The following is a 17,283-nucleotide window of genomic DNA, read 5'->3' as shown; positions in this document are numbered from 1 at the left end:
CTATTACTTCCAGGACTTTATGACCGGAAAGGAGTTCATCGCATGCGGACCCGGCACGCGTTGATGTGAAACTTGAGCGGATCACACAACATCGACCTGCTAAACAATGCACACCCGTCATTGTTGGACCAGAGAGATATTTTGACCTGCCAAATTAGCTGGGTGTACGGCGTTGGGGTCTGACCAATGTTTGGTTCAGCACCGATGCTGGGTTGGACGCACCTACACAGGTAGTAACTTGAGGTAATGCTTGCGAGGTCTGTGAATAACTGTTATGCCTAGTTTAGATGTTGTGAGTCACAGACAGTGTCAAAAATTGGGAAGTGGACCATGGTACGTAAAACCTCTCCTCGTATGGATGAGCCCAGGGAAGATGCCGTTGAGGTCGGGGCGCCGAAGACCTGGGCGGCAGGAGTGCCTGGTGTTCTGCACTCAATGGGTCCGGCACTCAGGGATATGGGTGTGGACAGGAGCCGTAAGACACTGCTGGCGATGAACCAGAAGGATGGATTCGACTGCATGAGTTGTGCATGGCCTGATCCCGACCAACGCAAGACTTTCGAGTTCTGTGAGAACGGGGCCAAGGCGGTCACATGGGAAGCCACTCCAATCACGGTGGCGTCGAACTTCTGGGCAGAACATTCGGTGAATGAATTGCGCCAGAAGTCGGAGTACTGGTTGGGTCAGCAGGGCCGTCTCACCGAGCCGGTGTACAAGCCAGCTGGTGAGGATCGCTACCGGCCAGTGAGTTGGGATGAGGCGTTCTCAATTCTCGCAAAGAAACTGAACAGCTTGGCATCTGCGGATGAGGCAGTTTTTTACACGAGTGGGCGCACTTCCAATGAGGCGGCGTTCGCTTACCAACTATTCGTGCGCGCCTTCGGCACCAACAACCTGCCGGACTGCTCCAACATGTGCCATGAGTCCACGGGCTGGGCCATGGGAGAAACGTTGGGCATCGGTAAGAGTACCATCTCCTATGACGACTTCGGCAAGTCTGATCTGATCATCATTATGGGCCAGAACCCGGGCACCAACCACCCTAGGATGCTCACAGCCTTAGAAGGGGCTAAGAACAATGGTGCAGCGATTGTTGCTGTCAATCCGCTGCCCGAGGCCGGTCTGCGGCGCTACAAGAATCCGCAGGAAATCAAAGGCATCATTGGGCGCGGCACGGATATAGCGGATCAGTTTGTGCAGATCCGTTTGGGCGGGGACATGGCGCTGCTGCAAGCGGTCTCCAAGCGCGTCTTGGAAGCGGAGGAAGCGAATCCTGGAATGGTGCTGGACCGGGAATTCATTGAGGCCCACTGTGAGGGGTTGGAAGAGCTCAAAGCTCATCTGTTACGTCTTGATGAGGATGCGGTGCTCCAATCCACCGGACTCTCCGTAGCGGAGGTCGACGAATTGACCGCGCGCTACCTCAAAGCGGACCGGGTCATCATCACTTGGGCTATGGGCCTGACTCAACAGAAGAAGGGAGTGGCCGCCATCAAGGAGATCGTCAACTTGCTGCTGCTGCGCGGCAATATTGGCAAACCTGGCGCTGGCGCATCCCCCATCCGAGGGCACAGCAACGTACAGGGGGATCGCACCATGGGCATTTGGGAACAGATGTCACCGGTGTTCCTGGATGCGCTAGAGCAGGAGTTTGGCTTCAATCCACCCCGCAAGCATGGAACTGACGCCGTACAAACCATCCAGAAAATGCGCCAAGGCTTTATGAAGGTTTTCGTGGCGATGGGCGGGAACCTAGTGGCAGCGATATCCGACACCCACGCCGCGGAGGCGGCGATGGAGAACCTGGAAATGACAGTCCAGATTTCTACCAAGCTCAACAGATCCCACACCGTGGTGGGACAAGAAGCCCTCATATTACCCACTGTGGGCAGGACAGAAATCGACCGGCAGGACAGCGGAGAGCAGTTCGTCTCCGTAGAAGACACGGTGTGTGCGGTCCATCCGTCCTGGGGCCAGGTGGAACCGGTGGCTCCGAACCTTCTCTCCGAGGTCGCGATCGTCTCCCGGCTGGCCCGGGCCACGCTGGGGGAAAAAGTGAACGTGGACTGGGCCGGTTTCGAGAAGAACTATGACGTGATCCGCGATCATATTTCGCACGTGGTGGATGGTTGCGAGGACTATAACCAGCGGATCCGACAAGAAGGTGGATTTGTGATGGCCAACGGCCCGCGAGATTCACGGACCTTCCATACCGCAACCGGCAAGGCCATGTTCACGGTGAACGAATTGGAACACGTCCAGTGCCCACCGGGGCGATTAATTTTACAGACCATGCGTTCACATGATCAGTTCAACACCACTATCTACGGGCACAGTGACCGGTACCGGGGGATCAAGAATGGCCGCGAGGTGGTGTTCGTAAATCCTGCGGACCTGCTCGCTCTGGGTATTGCGGATGGCCAATACGTGGATATTCACGGCGAGTATGCGGACAACAAGGAACGGGTGTTACACAATTACCGGGTGGTGGCGTATCCCAGTGCCCGGGGCTGCGCGGCAGCGTACTATCCGGAAGCGAACGTGCTGGTTCCGCTGGAATTTGTGGCGGAAGGAAGCAACACTCCCGTGTCCAAGCATGTCGTGGTCCGGCTCGAGCCAGTTCGCGTCAGCCAAATAGTGGAGGGTGCTGGGTCCGGTACCTCGATCCCGGCCTGACCCGCGCCAGGCAGGAACCGGTACCCTTCAACGTGCCCTTAGGCTTGGACGGCGGTAGTGGTAGACAGAGTCCTAGCCCGAATTTTTTGTGCTGGTCTGGCGACCGTCGACTTTCGGGCGAGACGATAGTGATGTCATGGGAGTGTCCCTCGCAATATCTGGAGAAAGTGTTAAGTATCTGGATGCCGGGTACCTGTGGGGTTATGGGATTTTTTAGAGGACACTATGTTTTTCGTCAAGGGGTTTGACTGTTTTTCTGCCAAAATATTGTTGAAGTATTTTTGGGCAGGGAGTAGTGACTGCCGGGGTGTGTCCGGCAACTGCTTTCTTTGAGTGGCTATGTAGTTTTGATGGTCGGTGCGTCGTAGAGGGCTCCGTCGCGGAGCATCGCGAAGAGCACGTCGCAGCGCCTGCGTGCGAGGGCGATCAGGGCCTGGTTGTGTCGTTTCCCTTTGGCTCGTTTCTTGTCGTAGTAGGCCCGTGAGAGTGGGTCTTTCAAGGCCGCGAACGCGGAGAGGAAGAACGCCCGCTTCAGGACTTGTTGCCTTTCTTTGAGGGGTGATCGCCGCGGATCGAGGTCCCGGAACGCCACGTCACCGGTGCCAGCCCGGCGTAGGAGGCGAGGTGGCCGGCGCTCTGGAATTCCTTGCCGATCACCTCGGTGATGATGCGTGCTTCCCTCCTGACCCCGACCGCTGGCATCGAAGTCAGGACGTTGGTGTTGAGGGTGGGCGTCCACGAGGGAATCGACCTGTTTGAGGACCTCGGTCCGAGAGGTCCTCAGCTGCTTGAGCATGCCCGCGAGCTGGGGCAGGACAATGCTGGCAGCCCCGGTCCCTGAGACCACGACCGTTTGCTCATCCAAGGCGGCGAAGAGATCTGTGGTCCAGCGGTTCCCGGCCCGTGGTGCATGGCGTTACATTAGTGCGCTGACACGGGTTAGGCCTGCTTTGCGGAGCTTGTCCGGGGATGGGTATTTGATCAGCAGCTCGACCATGGCTGGATGATCCAGATGCGGCCCGATGACCCGTTCCAGGGCGGGGTGGATCTGGGTGAGTAGGCCCCGGATCCGGTTCGAGGTCGCGGTGGCCTGCTTGGCCAGATCGTCGCCAAAACCGCAGAGCATGGATAGCTCAGCGGCTTGTTCATCAGCGATGACGACCGAACGCAGCGTGTGCGGCAGGGACCGGGCAGCGTCGGCAATTATGGCTGCATCCCGTGCATCGGTCTTGGCTTCTCCGGGATGCAGATCGGCGATGCGGCGCATCGCCAAACCTGGAATGTAACCAACCAAGATGCCCTCGGCTTGGCTACAGCTACCGGCAGCGCACCAATGGTCGAGGGCTGATCCACGACTAGCAACACTGTGCCCTTGCCGGCTACAGCTCTGATGATGGCGTGCAGCTTCGCCTCGTCTTCGGGAAGTGCCCGGTCCAGGAGTTTCTTGACGGCTCGGCCGATAGCGACCACGTGATGATTGCTCTTGCCGACATCAACACCGTTAAAAATGTAGACGAGTTCATGTCCTTTGATCACCGCAAACCTCCCAGAAATAGTCCTGTGAAACTAGCGTTGGCATGTCCTACGGCGGCAAGGCTCGGCATCTTTCGTTACGGCTGACCCACGCGTTCCTTCCCTGTGCTGGTCCGGTCCCCATTAGCGATCCCCAGGCGCCTATCGAATCCCGGTGACAACACCCCCCTGATCATCAACAACTGGGGGATTCAATCATGCCGGGACCGACAGGCCAACAACCCCAATACTTAATCCTTAAGGGGCTATCAAAAAGGTAACGTTGGTGCCGATGACCGTTTTGTCGAGCATAGAGATGATTCGATCGTTTCCGCGTCTCCAATGATTGATTATGAAAATGAGCAGAAAATAGTTGGTCACTGTGACAGCTGAGTAGTAAGCGCACACGTTTCGCTAGCTTTCCTATGCCCAAGCCCTGTGGGTAGAGGATGCCCACCGAGGTATACCTAATTTGGCATTTCATGACATCCTCATGCTCAACTGGCAGTTCCGGACCTCATCCCGCTGGTCGATTGTTGCGCCTTCTAGCTTGTCCGGGTTAAAGCCCGTTCCATGCAGAAGCTTTCACATTTACCGTTGGAGGAGTGGCGCTTGGACCCGGAAAAAGACGAATATGGCTGGTTTTCAACATCTGATTGATTCAACCGGCCGTGCGGTTGATGCGTTGGCTTCGCTTCCGTCATTATGGGAACGTTGCTTGCCGCTCTTTTCGCGTTTTCCCGCCTTATTCGTCGCGAATGCGAGGTGTATCAGCAATTCCGGCGGGTCCTCGGCCGGTCGATTCTTCTCGGCCTCGAGCTCTTAGTCGCGGCCGATATTATCCGCACAGTAGCAGTCACATCCTCGATGGAAACCCTCGCTGTCCTAGCAGCAGTCGTGCTCATTGGAACTTTCTTCAGCGGGTCCCTCGAATTGGAGATAACAGGACGCTTACCGTGGCAGAAGCAACAAGAAAAGCCCCCAAGAGGAGAAAGATACAGCATAGTTTTTGCGTATTGTCTCTAGATCCACGGCGGAGTGAAGGCCGCTGGGCTACATCGTTGCGGGTTGCCGTCCAAGTGCTCTCGCCCCTGATAGCACGTAGGGTTGCCAACTGCCGGACCAACTCTCGTCCCGGGGTGGCCGCGGAGCCGTCCTGCCGCAGGGTGATTTCCTTAAGGTTCAATCGCACGTGCGTAGTGTGAGTGAAGAAGGGCCCCAGTGCTCAGTTCTGACAGGGGAAGAACCATGATCTTCGCATTTGTGGCCATCCGCGTTCTGCTAGCCGTCACGGCGTTCTGTTCCGTTACATTGACGTGAGCTGTGGGCCGCGGGCTCCATCGCAGGCGGTTCCCTCGCCGCGAAATTGATAGCCTCTCGGCACGCTATAGGACTTGTTTTCCGGTGCTCCATCATTGGTCAACGTTCGCGCAGCCTCAGACGTTGTCGCAAATTTACTGCTCTGTTGACCCGGAATTCATGTGGGAAGTGATTGGATGGAGGTACATGAGAGGTACACGGTGAACGCCGCATCCACCCGACCATTAAGGCAGTCATGGACTTCATTGAGGCCGAACACCCCCGACCGCGTCATTTCCTGCTTCACATGAGCGACATCCACCTGGTGGGTGGACGGGGCATGCTGTACGGGGCGGTGGACAGTGAGCAGCGGCTGCGCCAAATCTTTGCGCAGATTGCGTTATCAGGTGCCCGGCCGGAGGCAGTCATCTTTACCGGCGATCTCGCCGATAAGGGTGAGCCCGAAGCCTACGCCAAGCTGCGCGGGATTGTGGAGCCAGCCTGCCAAAACATGGGCGCACAGGTGATCTGGGCCGTGGGGAACCATGACCATCGCAGAAACTTCCGCGCAGGCCTACTGAGGGAGCCGGCAAGCGGCGCCCCAGTGAACCACCGTTACTTCCTGAATGGACTGCGGGTCATCACCCTGGATACATCGGTGCCGGGCTTCCACCACGGTGAGGTCGACGCCGAGCAGCTGGAGTGGCTGGCCGGGGAACTCGCCACGCCTGCCCCTGACGGCACCATCCTGGCACTCCACCACCCGCCGGTGCCCAGCGTGCTGGACCTCGCCGTGCTCGTTGAGCTGCGCCGGCAGTCCGAGCTGGCGGCTGTGTTGCGCGGCTCGGATGTGCGCACCATCCTGGCCGGCCACCTGCATTACTCGACCACCGCCATGTTCGCCGGGATCCCGGTATCTGTTGCCTCCGCCACGTGCTACACGCAGGACCTGAACATGCCGGCAGGCGGCACCCGCGGCCGCGATGGCGGGCAGGCCTACAACCTAGTCCACATCTACGAGCACACCGTCGTCCATTCCACCGTGCCATTGGGCTCTGGTCCCACCGTTGGCGAGCAGGTCAGTGCGGAGCAGACACAGCAACGCCTCGCTGCAGCTGGGGTGCGCATCCCTGACCACGCAGTGCGCACTAGGGGCATCCCAGTGCAGGCACGACGGCGTGGGCCGGGGCCGCACTAAACCTCTGCTGCTGTGACGGTCGGCTGGGGCGAGCGTGTCACTTTTCCCACGGTGCCGCAATAGGGAAATACTTCTGCAGGAAATCGGTCACCAATTCGGCGCGTTCCTCCGCGGGTACCTCGGGGAAACTGCCGTCATTGAGGCAGAAGAAGTCCATGTTTCGCTTGGCAAGCAGTTTCGGCAGGCACCTCAAGCCGGCCCGCGCCGTCGTGTCCACATATTTCACCTTGGCATCTGTCTGGATCGTTGCCGTGCCCGTGAGTAGCCCGTAGTAGTGGTACAGAGAATTGGTGACGGAAATGTTCTCCGCAGCCCGGAAGGTGCTGGCCGCGGTGGCCCTGAATTCAGCTTGAAACTCGTGCTCCATTTCCGCCATGACACTGCGGCGCAGCGGTGCGGCCGTGTGTTCCAGGTGCCGGGTCGTGATGCGCCCGAACCTATCCCAAAGCAATTTGCGGTTGACCCGGGCCGCGTTCTCAAAACCGCTGCGCTCGGCGTCGTTCTCGCCCAATCCGATTCTCGTCTCAGCTTCGATGAACTTCGTGATCCCTCCGGGGGTGAAGAACATGTCAGGGCTGACGGGTCGGCCAAAGAACATGTCGTCATTGGAGTAGAGGAAATGTTCGGACAGGCCGTCTATGTGGTGCAGCTGGCATTCAACGGCCTGCGAATTGTGCGTTGGAAGTACTGAAGGGTCGGCGAAGAACTCCTCACTGCGGACCACCGTCACCGAAGGATGCTCGTCCAACCAGACCGGGGTGGGGGAGTCCGTGGCGATAAAGATGCGCCGAATCCACGGCGCGAAGGTGTAAATGGAGCGCAGCGCATATTTGAGCTCGTCGATCTGCCGGAAGCGTGCCTCATGGTCGTCACCCTCACCCACCACCACGCCCTGCATCCGGGCGCGCCGGGCAGCAATGTACTCAGGTGAGCTGCCGTCAACCCAGGAGAAGACTAAGTCAATGTCGAAGCCGATGTCGGAGGCGTGATCAGCGAACATATTCTCAATGGTCGGCCAGACGTGACCATACTTCTTCACGGTACCGCGCACGGCGTCCTGTGCCAACAGTGTGCGCCGGGTCAGCGAGTTTTCGATGGGCAGCACCAACTCCTCTCCGTTAAAGCTCCACAGCTCAATTTGAACCCCAAGCGCCGCTCCGTAAGTGAGTCCGCCCCCGGGCTCCCATCGCGGCCGGTACAGGCGGAGAATCCGAGACCTGTTATTCCTGGCGACTATCCCGTCAGCCACCAACACCGCGGACTTTTTACGGGTGTCCACCGTCAATGAATAGAACGGTTCGTCGGCGGAGGCCTCGACGAGAGCCTCACGCAACAAAGCTCGGTCCTCCCAATCGACCGAGATCACCGGACGTTCGTCGTTGCCGCGCACCAGCAGGTAGCTCAGCCCGGCCTTTTCAAGAGTCTCGCGGATGAACAACAAGTCATCCACCATGGCCTGGTTGGGTGTGCGGTCACGGTTGAGCAGGACATACCGGCCCTTATGCAGGACAACGTCCGCCCTATTCTTGAAGCGGGCAGCGACGGACGGCAGGCTTTCCTCGATTAGTTCAATGTCGTCGTCTGTGGCGGGATTGCCGTAGTAGACATCATGTGAAGCGTTTACGTCGGTAATGGGGGCTCCAATGCAGTGTCGAATAATGCTGAGCCACCGGTGGGGGCGACTGATTACAAGGGTCTACATGAATGATAGTGCGTTGCCGGTGCGGTGCAAGGCTAACAGCTCAGCGTCGTATTACCAGATATTCGGAGTTTGCCAGCAAAACACGGACAGTATTATGGTGAGATATTCAACGAACTGATGGCGCTGGAACAACGCCATAATAGTTAGTAGGGAGGGGCAGGCTGTGCCGAATGAGAAGACTGGGGAAGTCACTCAGGACGGACACTACCTCATTATCAAGGGCAGGAAGTGGCGAGCGAGCGATCCTGGCATTCCTCCAAAACTGCGTCAGGAATTGGTCGATGAACTCATGGCCGCTCGACGCGCCGTCAAGTCCCGTCAAGACGATGCTCGTGCACGAGTTAACGATGCAAAGATCGCATTAGGTGAACGCGGTCAACCTTGGTGGGAAAAGAGCGAACCTACAGCATTCGATGAAAGAATTTCTGCGACCATTCGAGCCTTACTACGCAAGCGCGCTAACTCCTCGATCTGCCCGAGTGAGGTCGCCAGAGTAGTGTGCGGTGACGGCGACGCTTGGCGCGAGAGCATGGGCGAGGTCCGTCGTGTTGCAGCAGAGATGGCGTCCCGTGGCGAGCTCACGGCCACTCAGAAAGGCATGGCAGTAGAAGCTGAGAACGCGCGAGGCCCGATACGGCTTAGTCCCGTGTCATCTATGCGCGAGGCGTCCTCTGGTCAGTGACCCGAGACCTCGGAAAGCGCCTTTTCATGCTCACGGCTCCGGCCGGACCGGTGGACACTGCAGCCTAGACCGGAGTTTTTCCGCTGCCATTACTCTCGCCACGACTGGTCAGCAGCTGATCTGACAGGCCGGGTCAAACGTATTGACGTCTCTCGTGGACGCGCTGGGATTCCACCGATGGTGTGAGGACAGGTTGAGTCAGTTCGTCAAGGCCCGCGCCCACTACCTCCCCCAGGGCGATTTTGGGTCCTTGGCTCTCATACTGGCCCACGGTGGAGAGCATGGCTGTGATCTGTACATCCTGCGAAGCAGGCCGAGCGTGTTTGGCAAGAACACCTCAAATTCTACGATCTCTCGCTCCATTCAGCGTAGCGTGGCCAACCTAGATCTCTTCGCTTACGGATTCCAGACGTTGTGGGGCGGGTTAAACTCCCCGGTCTGTCAAGCCCGCGAGGACCGGGGCCCGGCGTTGACCGCCGCAGCTGTGGAGCCGCTCAGTCTGGACTTGGATGCCCCGCTCGTTACCTCGCATCGCGATAAGGAACAGGCTGTGGGATCGGACCTGGGAAGAAGCCAAAGGGGTGGAGCGCGGCCAAAGTCAAGGTGGCGTGGTTGGTGGGGCACCCTGGATTGCTCGCCCAACGCCCCGCATTCTTGGATCCAAGTCCGCGGGAGAGCGTTGGCGGTGTCAAGCCGGCTTAGTTACATAGTCGTTGAGTAGCTTGCTAAATGCTGTCCTTGGTGTCAGGAATTCTAGAACTGCCAGGGGCCGATCGTTGTGCTGATCGGCAAATAGAGTCCATATAGGGCTGGTGACTCGTCAGCTCGATGTCTTGGCATGTACTCCGGGATCAGCCCATTCGGGTTCGTATTCGAAGGTCGTTCCGACAGTGCGTGGGCCTGCGCGAAGTTCACGAGAAAATCAATAGCCAGTGTCAGTTCGGCGTGGAAGGCCATCTCCGTATCCTGATCCCACGCCAAAGAATCACGCCTCAGGGCGAGCAGGCCAGTGGCACGATCGATCGGGAATTCGGCGAGACGGTCGGACCCTCTTGCCCGCCGACAGGCACAGCAAGTTCCAAGCTGCTGTGCCGCTCCATCGGCGTCCCGATAACACTCTTGCCGCCCTTGCTGGCCACCAGATCCTTTTCACACGCACCGGGAACAAGGCGATCTGACGGTTGCTCGGACCGATCGTCGATGCTGACCATGGCAGTGTTCCGACCACCGGCACGTTCACCCAAAAGCTTCACTGATTTACTGTTCGTACACTTGGCTTGGAGCATTATTCCTGACTTAACCAGTTCTACCGTAGGCACAGCGTAAGTCCAGTGGTAGGAAAGCCTCGTGTGAGACAGTCCGGACTTCGACATGGAGCGATTGTTTCCTAGTTCAAACGCTGGCCTGTGTGGCCTTCATACGCAAACGGAACCCTATCTGCAGCGTTGTCCGTGACATGGCGAGATCTGCTTTTACACTGGCTGCAAGGACCGGATCCACCTCACTTGTTGCAGTCTTAGTGGTGCGGCAAGGGGCGAGCGCGATGCTGTAGGTTTTTTATTCCGGGTGTCTCGGTTTATCGTGCGACGTCGATGGAGGCGTTGGCGCCGCCACCGAGTGATATGGCGCTGCGTGTAGCCATGTTCAAATCGTGGGGTGTGCCACCACCAACAGCGATTGCCGCTACCACGATGAACGCATTATCATTCTTCGTCGCGCGTTTCTCGGCACCACTGCTGGGTTTCTTCCTGGTGGCAGTTCCGGGGGGATTGTACGGATTTCGCTAGCTGGATCTTACGAGCCTTGGAATTGCGGCACCACTTTTGATTGGAACCATCTTAGGCATCAGAACGGGTGAGTGAGCCAGATGGTGCGGGCTACACAGTGGACTCTTAGCGCGCAGGGTACGTCGTTCAGTGGATCCTGAGGCTTGGGCGAGGGGAGGTTCTCGCTTTCGAAGTGACGTGGGGGAAAGGTTTAGTTACGCGTTTCCTCTGACGGGTCACTGAACCCGATAATGGCCTGCTCAAAAGTCACTGTTCCAGAAAAGAACAACACCAACGCCACTGCGAGGGCGACAACCGCAGGAGGAAATTTGTTCCAGATGAAAATAATGATGGCCGCTATCAAAATGACGCTCGTTGCAATCAACGGATCCATATACGCAATTCTCCCACCCGGTGCCGTAGGACTGTCATCACCCCATGCTGGATAACTTTCAACACCACCTTAGGGCATCAGCGGCGTCGTGGATCATGCGGCACTGCTTGGGAGGCCTTCCCCGACCCAGGTACTGGCGAACTCCCCTCAATGAGGGGCTTCACTGTCCCGTCGCTGGGAGCGTTTTCGTGAGAACCGTGCGGGCAAGGCCAGTAGTGGACCCGTGACACGGCGTGGGCCCCGAACCGGCGAGACGGCGAGATCTATAAGGAACTGCCCCAAAATAGCGCCAGCAGCAAGAGCTCCAGCAACCGCCGCCGCAGTGAACATGCCCAGCAAACCGGTCACAGACCCGTCAGCAACCTGCATGAGACCGTTGAAGAGTACAAAGCCAGGTAGCAGAGGAACGAGGGATGTCACCACTGTGGGCAGAGGAGGAGTGCGAGTCAGCCGAGCCGATAGCGAGGCAAGAGCGCCGATCACCACAGCGGTCAGGGCCGAACCCCAAACGGTTCCAGCCCCGGCTGCAATGGACAATAAGTAAAAGAACTCTGTAGCGGCGCCAAGAACGACCACGGCGCCCAGAGCCCGCCACGGTAATTGGGCTGCCAAAGCAAAACCGACCACGATAACGATGGCGGCCACGATCGTGACCGTAGGCCCATGGGAAGATCGTGCTTCGCTGACGCTAATCACCAAGGGCACCCCGACTCGTGCCAGTAACAGCGAGGTCCCAATTATCCCGGCTGCGATCCCAACAGTGATCACGACGGCTTCAGTCATCCGGGCAAGGCCAGTGACGTAGAAACCCGTCAGCGTATCTTGGACCGCACCGAACGTGGTGACCCCAGCCAGCAATACAACAATCGTGGCCACAACAACCAAAGAAGATGAAGCATCTGGATCAATATAGTGGACAAGCGCGGCAGCAACAGGACCAATGACTCCACCGAGCACGCTTTGATAAAAAACCGGTACACGACGAAACCCTAGCCCGGTACTGATCGCCTCCAGCACAAACGAAGCACCAAAAGCTACAGCGGCAACCAGCCATCCACCCCCAAAAAGTACTGCAGCACCCGCACCAATCAGGCTCCAGCCAGCTCTGCGCAACAGCCTGGGAACCTGCGGTGGTCCCGAAAGAATCACAGACAAGCGCCGGCGGGCTGCTTCGATGCCAATCTTTCTATCACTGATTCGTGTGATCAGTGCCGCAGCAGAAGCCAGCCGCGCATAATCAAGTCCCCTCTCCCGAATAATACGTCTGCGCGAAACCGACTCGTGAGTATCCGGGTCCGTCCACGTCAACGTCAACATGGTGTGCGTCACATCCGCAGTAGTCCCACCCACTCCGTAACTTTCAGCAACAATACTCATAGTTGTCGTCGCTTCTTCGGCGCCGGCCCCGGAGGCGAACAATACCTCCGCCAATCGAATTGATAAGTCCAGAACAGCCCAGAGATGGACAATCCCGTCCCCGTTGGCACGGGCTACTAACTCCCCGGAGCACTCACCGGACCGGCTCATCATAACGACCCTGCCCCTAAGCCGGCGTCATCGACGGCACTTGTCATGGACCCCTCACACATATCGTCCCGGCACACTGTCCGCTCTTCGTCTGAAAACCTAGGAAAGTAGTCAAAAGGAACGCCTCCAACTGCCACCATGTACACCACCAATTCCGAACGAGGACCAGAAACCACTGAACTAATTATGCCGAATGCCGGCGAACGCATCCGCCCACACGCCATAGCTATCCAACCGAAAGTCACCCCACCGACGGAGCAGCGCCTATCCCTTGAACGATAACCCAACCGATGACCACCAGGATCAAGTAAATTCTAAAGGGTGACCAGGTGCCAACAGCAGGGATAAACGAGGGTCATTTGCCCGCAGAGAGCCCGCTCAAAATGTACTCGCCATCAGCGTCAGGGACCGTTTCCTGGCTGCTGAAAACTACGCTGAAACTACTAGGTGCAAACGCCGCCTACACCGTCAATCAGAAATTTTCGTCAGGCGTGCGCTCCCCGACCGAGCCCGTCTTTGACTCGTCATAGGTGGCAACTGAGCCAGCAACGGTGGTGCTCTTTGCGCCGCGCGTGAGGGGTCTCTGTATCGCATCTGGCATGTCCTGCGCTATTGGAAGTCCTCGCTGAAACAGTCAGGGTCCACTGGAGGCTCCTGACTGGGAAAGTGTGCTCCTAGGAGTCTGGCGGGGAGTTCGGCTGCTGTGACGTCCTCACCTCCCATGCTGATGTGAGCCAGAAATCATGGTGGGCTAGCGATGGATCAGGGAGCTTTCCGGCACCGATAATGACGGACCCGGTGTGGGGGATATGGCACTTTCCCGATCAAGGCAGGCGAGCCCGATCACGAGTGTCAGGACGCCGCGCTGTACCGGTTCTCCGGCCGCCCGCCCCCATACCGCGGTGTGAGAGTGGCCCGGCCAATGTCCACCAGATGCTCCAAATAGCGCCTCACACCCACCCGTGACATGCCCACCAGTTCCGCCAATTCAGCCGCCGAGACATCGGTGCCTGCCGCCTGCAGCGCCAGGTGCACCCGCTGTAGCGTGACTTCGGAGAGGCCTTTCGGTGGCGGGGCATAGCGCTCGGCCGTGCTGGCAATGAGCGCATCCACGCTGCGTTGGTCCAGCAGTCTGCCGCGTGAGCTGAGCCGCAAGGTGTCGATTTGCTGTGCCACTTCCTCCAGCCGTTCAAAGAGTGCCGACGCCATGAAAGGTTTGACCAGATAATGCCGCACGCCCCGCGCCCTGGCAAGCCGGACGCTGTCCACGTCGCGGGCGGCCGTGACGGCGATGACTTCCATGGAACTCACTAGCTCCGGGCTGAGCCGGGAAAGGACCTCCAGGCCAGAGAAATCTGGAAGGTAAAAGTCCAGCAGGACCACATCAGGTTTCAGGCGTCCAATGAGTTCTAGCGCCTCTCCGCCCGAGTGAGCTACTCCCACCACGGTGAAGCCTTGGTGGGAGGAAACAAATTCACGATTGATGAGCGCCACGCCAATGTCATCTTCGACGATCACAACTCTCAGTATTGTGCTCATGCCGGCTCCACCGGCTCGGCGTCAAGTAGCCGTTCGGACATCAGGTTCTCGGGGTCGATTGGCAGATACACCGTGATTCGGGCGCCGAAGGCCCCGCTCGGGGACGAGCCACCGGTTCTAGTGCTTTCCAGCCCCTCCTTAATGTCAACAACCCCACCATGCCGGGCGGCGATCCGCTTCACCAGTGTCAGGCCGATGCCGCGCCCGGTGGACAAGGCGCCCGGAAGGGCCGCCTTGGATGAGTATCCGGACGCAAAGACACGGTCCCGCAACTCGGGGGCGATGCCCTCCCCGGAGTCGGACACTGAGATGGAAACTTCACCGGAGCCGGCCAAGTAAGCCATCAGTACCGATATCCGCCCGCCAGAGCCCGTGGCCTCGACGGCATTGTCAATCAGATTTCCGATGATCGTGAGGAGGTCCTCGCGCAGGGTCTCCGCGGAGGCGCACGCGGATAGTGCCGGCAGTGCAGAGGCGTCCTCGATGGTGATGTCGATGCCGAGTTCATCGGCACGGACCTGCTTCATGAGTAGCAGTGCGGCAACTTCCAACTCCCGGATACCGGACTGGCCGGCTAATCGCGTGAGCGCCCCGCCCGCGCGCGCATGCGAAATGTAGGAGACCGCCTGCTCCACACGGCCCAGCTCCAGCAGCCCGGAAATGACGTGCAGCTTGTTGGCAAAGCCGTGTGCTTGGGCGCGCAGCCCGTCAGCAAGGCCCTGCACGCCGTCGAGATCGCGCAGCAACCCGTGCAAGTCCGTGTTGTCCCGCAAGATGAGGATGGAGCCGATCTCCCGGCCGCCGATCTTTGACACGTCCCGGCGCACCAGCAGCACCCGCTCGCCGGAGAGTATGAGTGACTGTTCAGCGCCGTCGTCCTTCAACAGCTCCACCAAGGAGCCGTCCAAGGTCTCCCGGGCCAGTTTGCCCACTACATCAGGCTTGTCGCCGAGGGAGAGCAGATGCACAGCGGCGTCGTTGATCAGGGCAATGCGTCCGCGGTTGTCAACGGCCAGCACGCCTTCACGCACCCCATGCAGGATGGCTTCGCGCTCCTCCAGCAGTCCAGCGATCTGCTCCGGTTCCAGGCCGAAGATGCGCTTGCGGATCACGGCGGTCACCCACGCCGCGCCAACCACGCCAAAGATCGCCGCGACCCCGATCGTGACGAACAGCCAGGTGGCATTGGAGAGGTATTCATTACGCAGGTCCGACTCCAGCACCCCCACAGACACCGCCCCGATCACCGCATGCCCTGCACTGAAAATGGGTACTTTGACCCGCCACGACGTGCCCATCGTTCCCGTCTGCGTTCCCACAAAGATGTCCCCGGAGAGTACTTCTGCAGCATCCGTGGAGACATGCTTGCCAATCTTGGACGGGTCGGGATGCGAATAACGGATGCCATCCGCGTTCATGACCACTGCGTACGCAATCCCTGAGGACTTGCTGATCAGCTCCGTGATGGGCTGGATGATGCTGCTGGGATCGCGGGTGTTAAAGGCCTCAACGATCACTGGATTCTCGGCCACCGATTGTGCGACGCCGACCATCCGGTCCTGATAATTGGCGCGGAGCTGGTGTTGCTGGGTAAGGATGGCAACGCCGCCGGTGCCCACTACTGTGATAAGGACAATGACCATTTGCAGCAGCAGGAGCTGGGTCCGCAATGTTATCCGTCGTCGCATTCCCCCATTTTGCCAGAAAATGTGCCGGGGACCGCGTTTGCGGGCGGCGGTCTGCGAGAGCGGTGGGGGCTCAGCCTGCGGGTTCATCGGCACTCTCCTCTTCTGCGGCTTGTCCGACGGCGGCCCCTGACCAAGCCGCCCCGGCAAGCATGATTCCGGTGCCGATGAAGACGCCGCCAACCCCGGCCACCGCTGATAGTGCGCCCAGTGCGGTGGGCAGCAGTGTCTGGCCGAGCCGGTTGCTGGCCAGCCGCAGCGACATGGCCAGGCCGCGTGTGCCGGCATCCGCCAGCTCGGCAATCCAGGACATGGTGATGGGCTGGCAGGTGCCAATGGCGAAGCCGTAAATGGCAGCCAGCATGATCAGTATGGACAGTTGCAGGGGCAGGGCAAAGAGAAGAAGCGCCACGGAGGACAGCGCAATGCTGGACACCATGAGCCGGCGGCGGCCAAAAGCCTTCACCATGGGACCAAGGAACAGCCGAGAGAACATGGAGAACAAGGACCTCGCCACGAGCATGGCGCTGACCATTCCGGCAGCAATGCCGCGTTCGTGCCCGAGCGCCGGAAGGTATGCCAGAAACAGGTCCACGGAGGCAAGGACCAGGCTGCCGGCCAGCAGTGCCCGCAGGATTCCGGGGGTGCGCAGCAGCGCCGCCACCGAGGGGCGCATGCGTGCACGTTGACCCGTGGAAGGTGCCCGCTTCGAGCTTTTGATGAACAAGGAAATGCCCAGCAACACCACGGCCAGCGCGCCGCATACCGTGAAGATGGCCAGAATGGGCGGTGTCTCCAAAGTGCCGCCCGGAAGTGCCAGGAGCAGTGGGCCGATGGTTTGGCCCAGTGATGACGCAAAGGTGAAGTGGCCGAATTTGGAGTCGAATTGCCCGCGGCTGGTGGTGTTGGCCACGATGGCCTGCTCGCCAATGACGGAGAGCAGTTGGCCCACGCCAAGGAACATGGTGGCCAGCAGTAGCACCGGCACCGCACCGCCGCCCAGAAGCGCCAGCAGCACTGCAGCGATCAGCGCCGCCGCGCCGGCGATCAGGGAAGCGCGCTCGCCGGTGCGGTCGATGATGTGCCCTGCGGGCAATGCCAGTATGAGCGCCGGCACGGCAAACGCCGCCACCAGCACGCCCAGCAGGGCCTGGGATCCGCCCGCATCCAGGACGGCGTAGGAGAGGGTGGGGCGCATGCCAAAGGTGATGGACTGAATGACGACGGCGTGCGCCAGTACTAGCATGACGGCCAGGCGCCCAGGCCGGGGAACCTGCCGGGGCGCCTGGCCGGAAGCATTCAT

General features: G+C 59.2%; 10 protein-coding genes and 1 pseudogene. 4 read left to right on the top strand and 7 right to left on the bottom strand.

The features are described from left to right. The first annotated feature begins 330 nt into the window (after positions 1–330). Complete coding sequence (locus ABIB48_RS03015; RefSeq protein WP_354211901.1) at positions 331–2,676, top strand: FdhF/YdeP family oxidoreductase; 2,346 nt, start codon at positions 331–333, stop codon at positions 2,674–2,676. A 337-nt stretch (positions 2,677–3,013) separates the two neighbouring features. On the opposite strand, the pseudogene ABIB48_RS03010 reads toward ABIB48_RS03015, so the two are convergent. Next, positions 3,014–4,212, bottom strand: a pseudogene (locus ABIB48_RS03010) (IS110 family RNA-guided transposase). Positions 4,213–4,893: 681 nt separating this feature from the next. On the opposite strand from ABIB48_RS03010, the gene ABIB48_RS03005 reads away from it, so the two are divergent. Next, complete coding sequence (locus ABIB48_RS03005; RefSeq protein ID WP_354211899.1) at positions 4,894–5,214, top strand: DUF1622 domain-containing protein; 321 nt, start codon at positions 4,894–4,896, stop codon at positions 5,212–5,214. Between the two features lie 529 nt (positions 5,215–5,743). After that, entirely contained in the window at positions 5,744–6,685 is a 942-nt protein-coding gene (locus ABIB48_RS03000; protein ID WP_354211897.1) for a phosphodiesterase, read from the top strand. Positions 6,686–6,722: 37 nt separating this feature from the next. Here ABIB48_RS03000 and ABIB48_RS02995 read toward each other — a convergent pair whose 3' ends face one another. Continuing rightward, positions 6,723–8,258: a stealth family protein gene (locus ABIB48_RS02995; RefSeq protein WP_354212036.1), complete on the bottom strand. Its 1,536-nt coding sequence runs from the start codon at positions 8,256–8,258 to the stop codon at positions 6,723–6,725. A 418-nt stretch (positions 8,259–8,676) separates the two neighbouring features. Between ABIB48_RS02995 and ABIB48_RS02990 the strand changes: the two genes are divergently transcribed. After that, a complete protein-coding gene (locus tag ABIB48_RS02990; RefSeq protein ID WP_354212034.1) occupies positions 8,677–9,069 on the top strand; it encodes a DUF3253 domain-containing protein in 393 nt (130 codons plus the stop codon). A gap of 1,977 nt (positions 9,070–11,046) precedes the next feature. Here ABIB48_RS02990 and ABIB48_RS02985 read toward each other — a convergent pair. From ABIB48_RS02985 to ABIB48_RS02965, 5 genes are all read right to left on the bottom strand, one after another. Beyond that, positions 11,047–11,229, bottom strand: coding sequence for a hypothetical protein (locus tag ABIB48_RS02985; RefSeq protein ID WP_354211895.1), 183 nt, complete (start codon positions 11,227–11,229; stop codon positions 11,047–11,049). A 147-nt stretch (positions 11,230–11,376) separates the two neighbouring features. After that, on the bottom strand, positions 11,377–12,759 hold the full coding sequence (locus ABIB48_RS02980; protein ID WP_315913727.1) for a threonine/serine exporter family protein: 1,383 nt from the start codon (positions 12,757–12,759) through the stop codon (positions 11,377–11,379). Between the two features lie 849 nt (positions 12,760–13,608). After that, complete coding sequence (locus tag ABIB48_RS02975) at positions 13,609–14,295, bottom strand: response regulator (RefSeq protein WP_354211893.1); 687 nt, start codon at positions 14,293–14,295, stop codon at positions 13,609–13,611. Next, entirely contained in the window at positions 14,292–16,070 is a 1,779-nt protein-coding gene (locus tag ABIB48_RS02970) for an ATP-binding protein (protein ID WP_354211891.1), read from the bottom strand. The genes ABIB48_RS02975 and ABIB48_RS02970 overlap by 4 nt, the downstream gene beginning before the upstream one ends. Beyond that, positions 16,054–17,283, bottom strand: coding sequence for an MFS transporter (locus ABIB48_RS02965; protein ID WP_354211889.1), 1,230 nt, complete (start codon positions 17,281–17,283; stop codon positions 16,054–16,056). The genes ABIB48_RS02970 and ABIB48_RS02965 overlap by 17 nt, the downstream gene beginning before the upstream one ends.

It is taken from the genome of Arthrobacter sp. UYCu511, from assembly GCF_040547105.1.
Classification (GTDB): Bacteria; Actinomycetota; Actinomycetes; order Actinomycetales; family Micrococcaceae; genus Specibacter; species Specibacter psychrochitiniphilus.
This window is presented reverse-complemented; position numbering and strand designations above follow the sequence as displayed.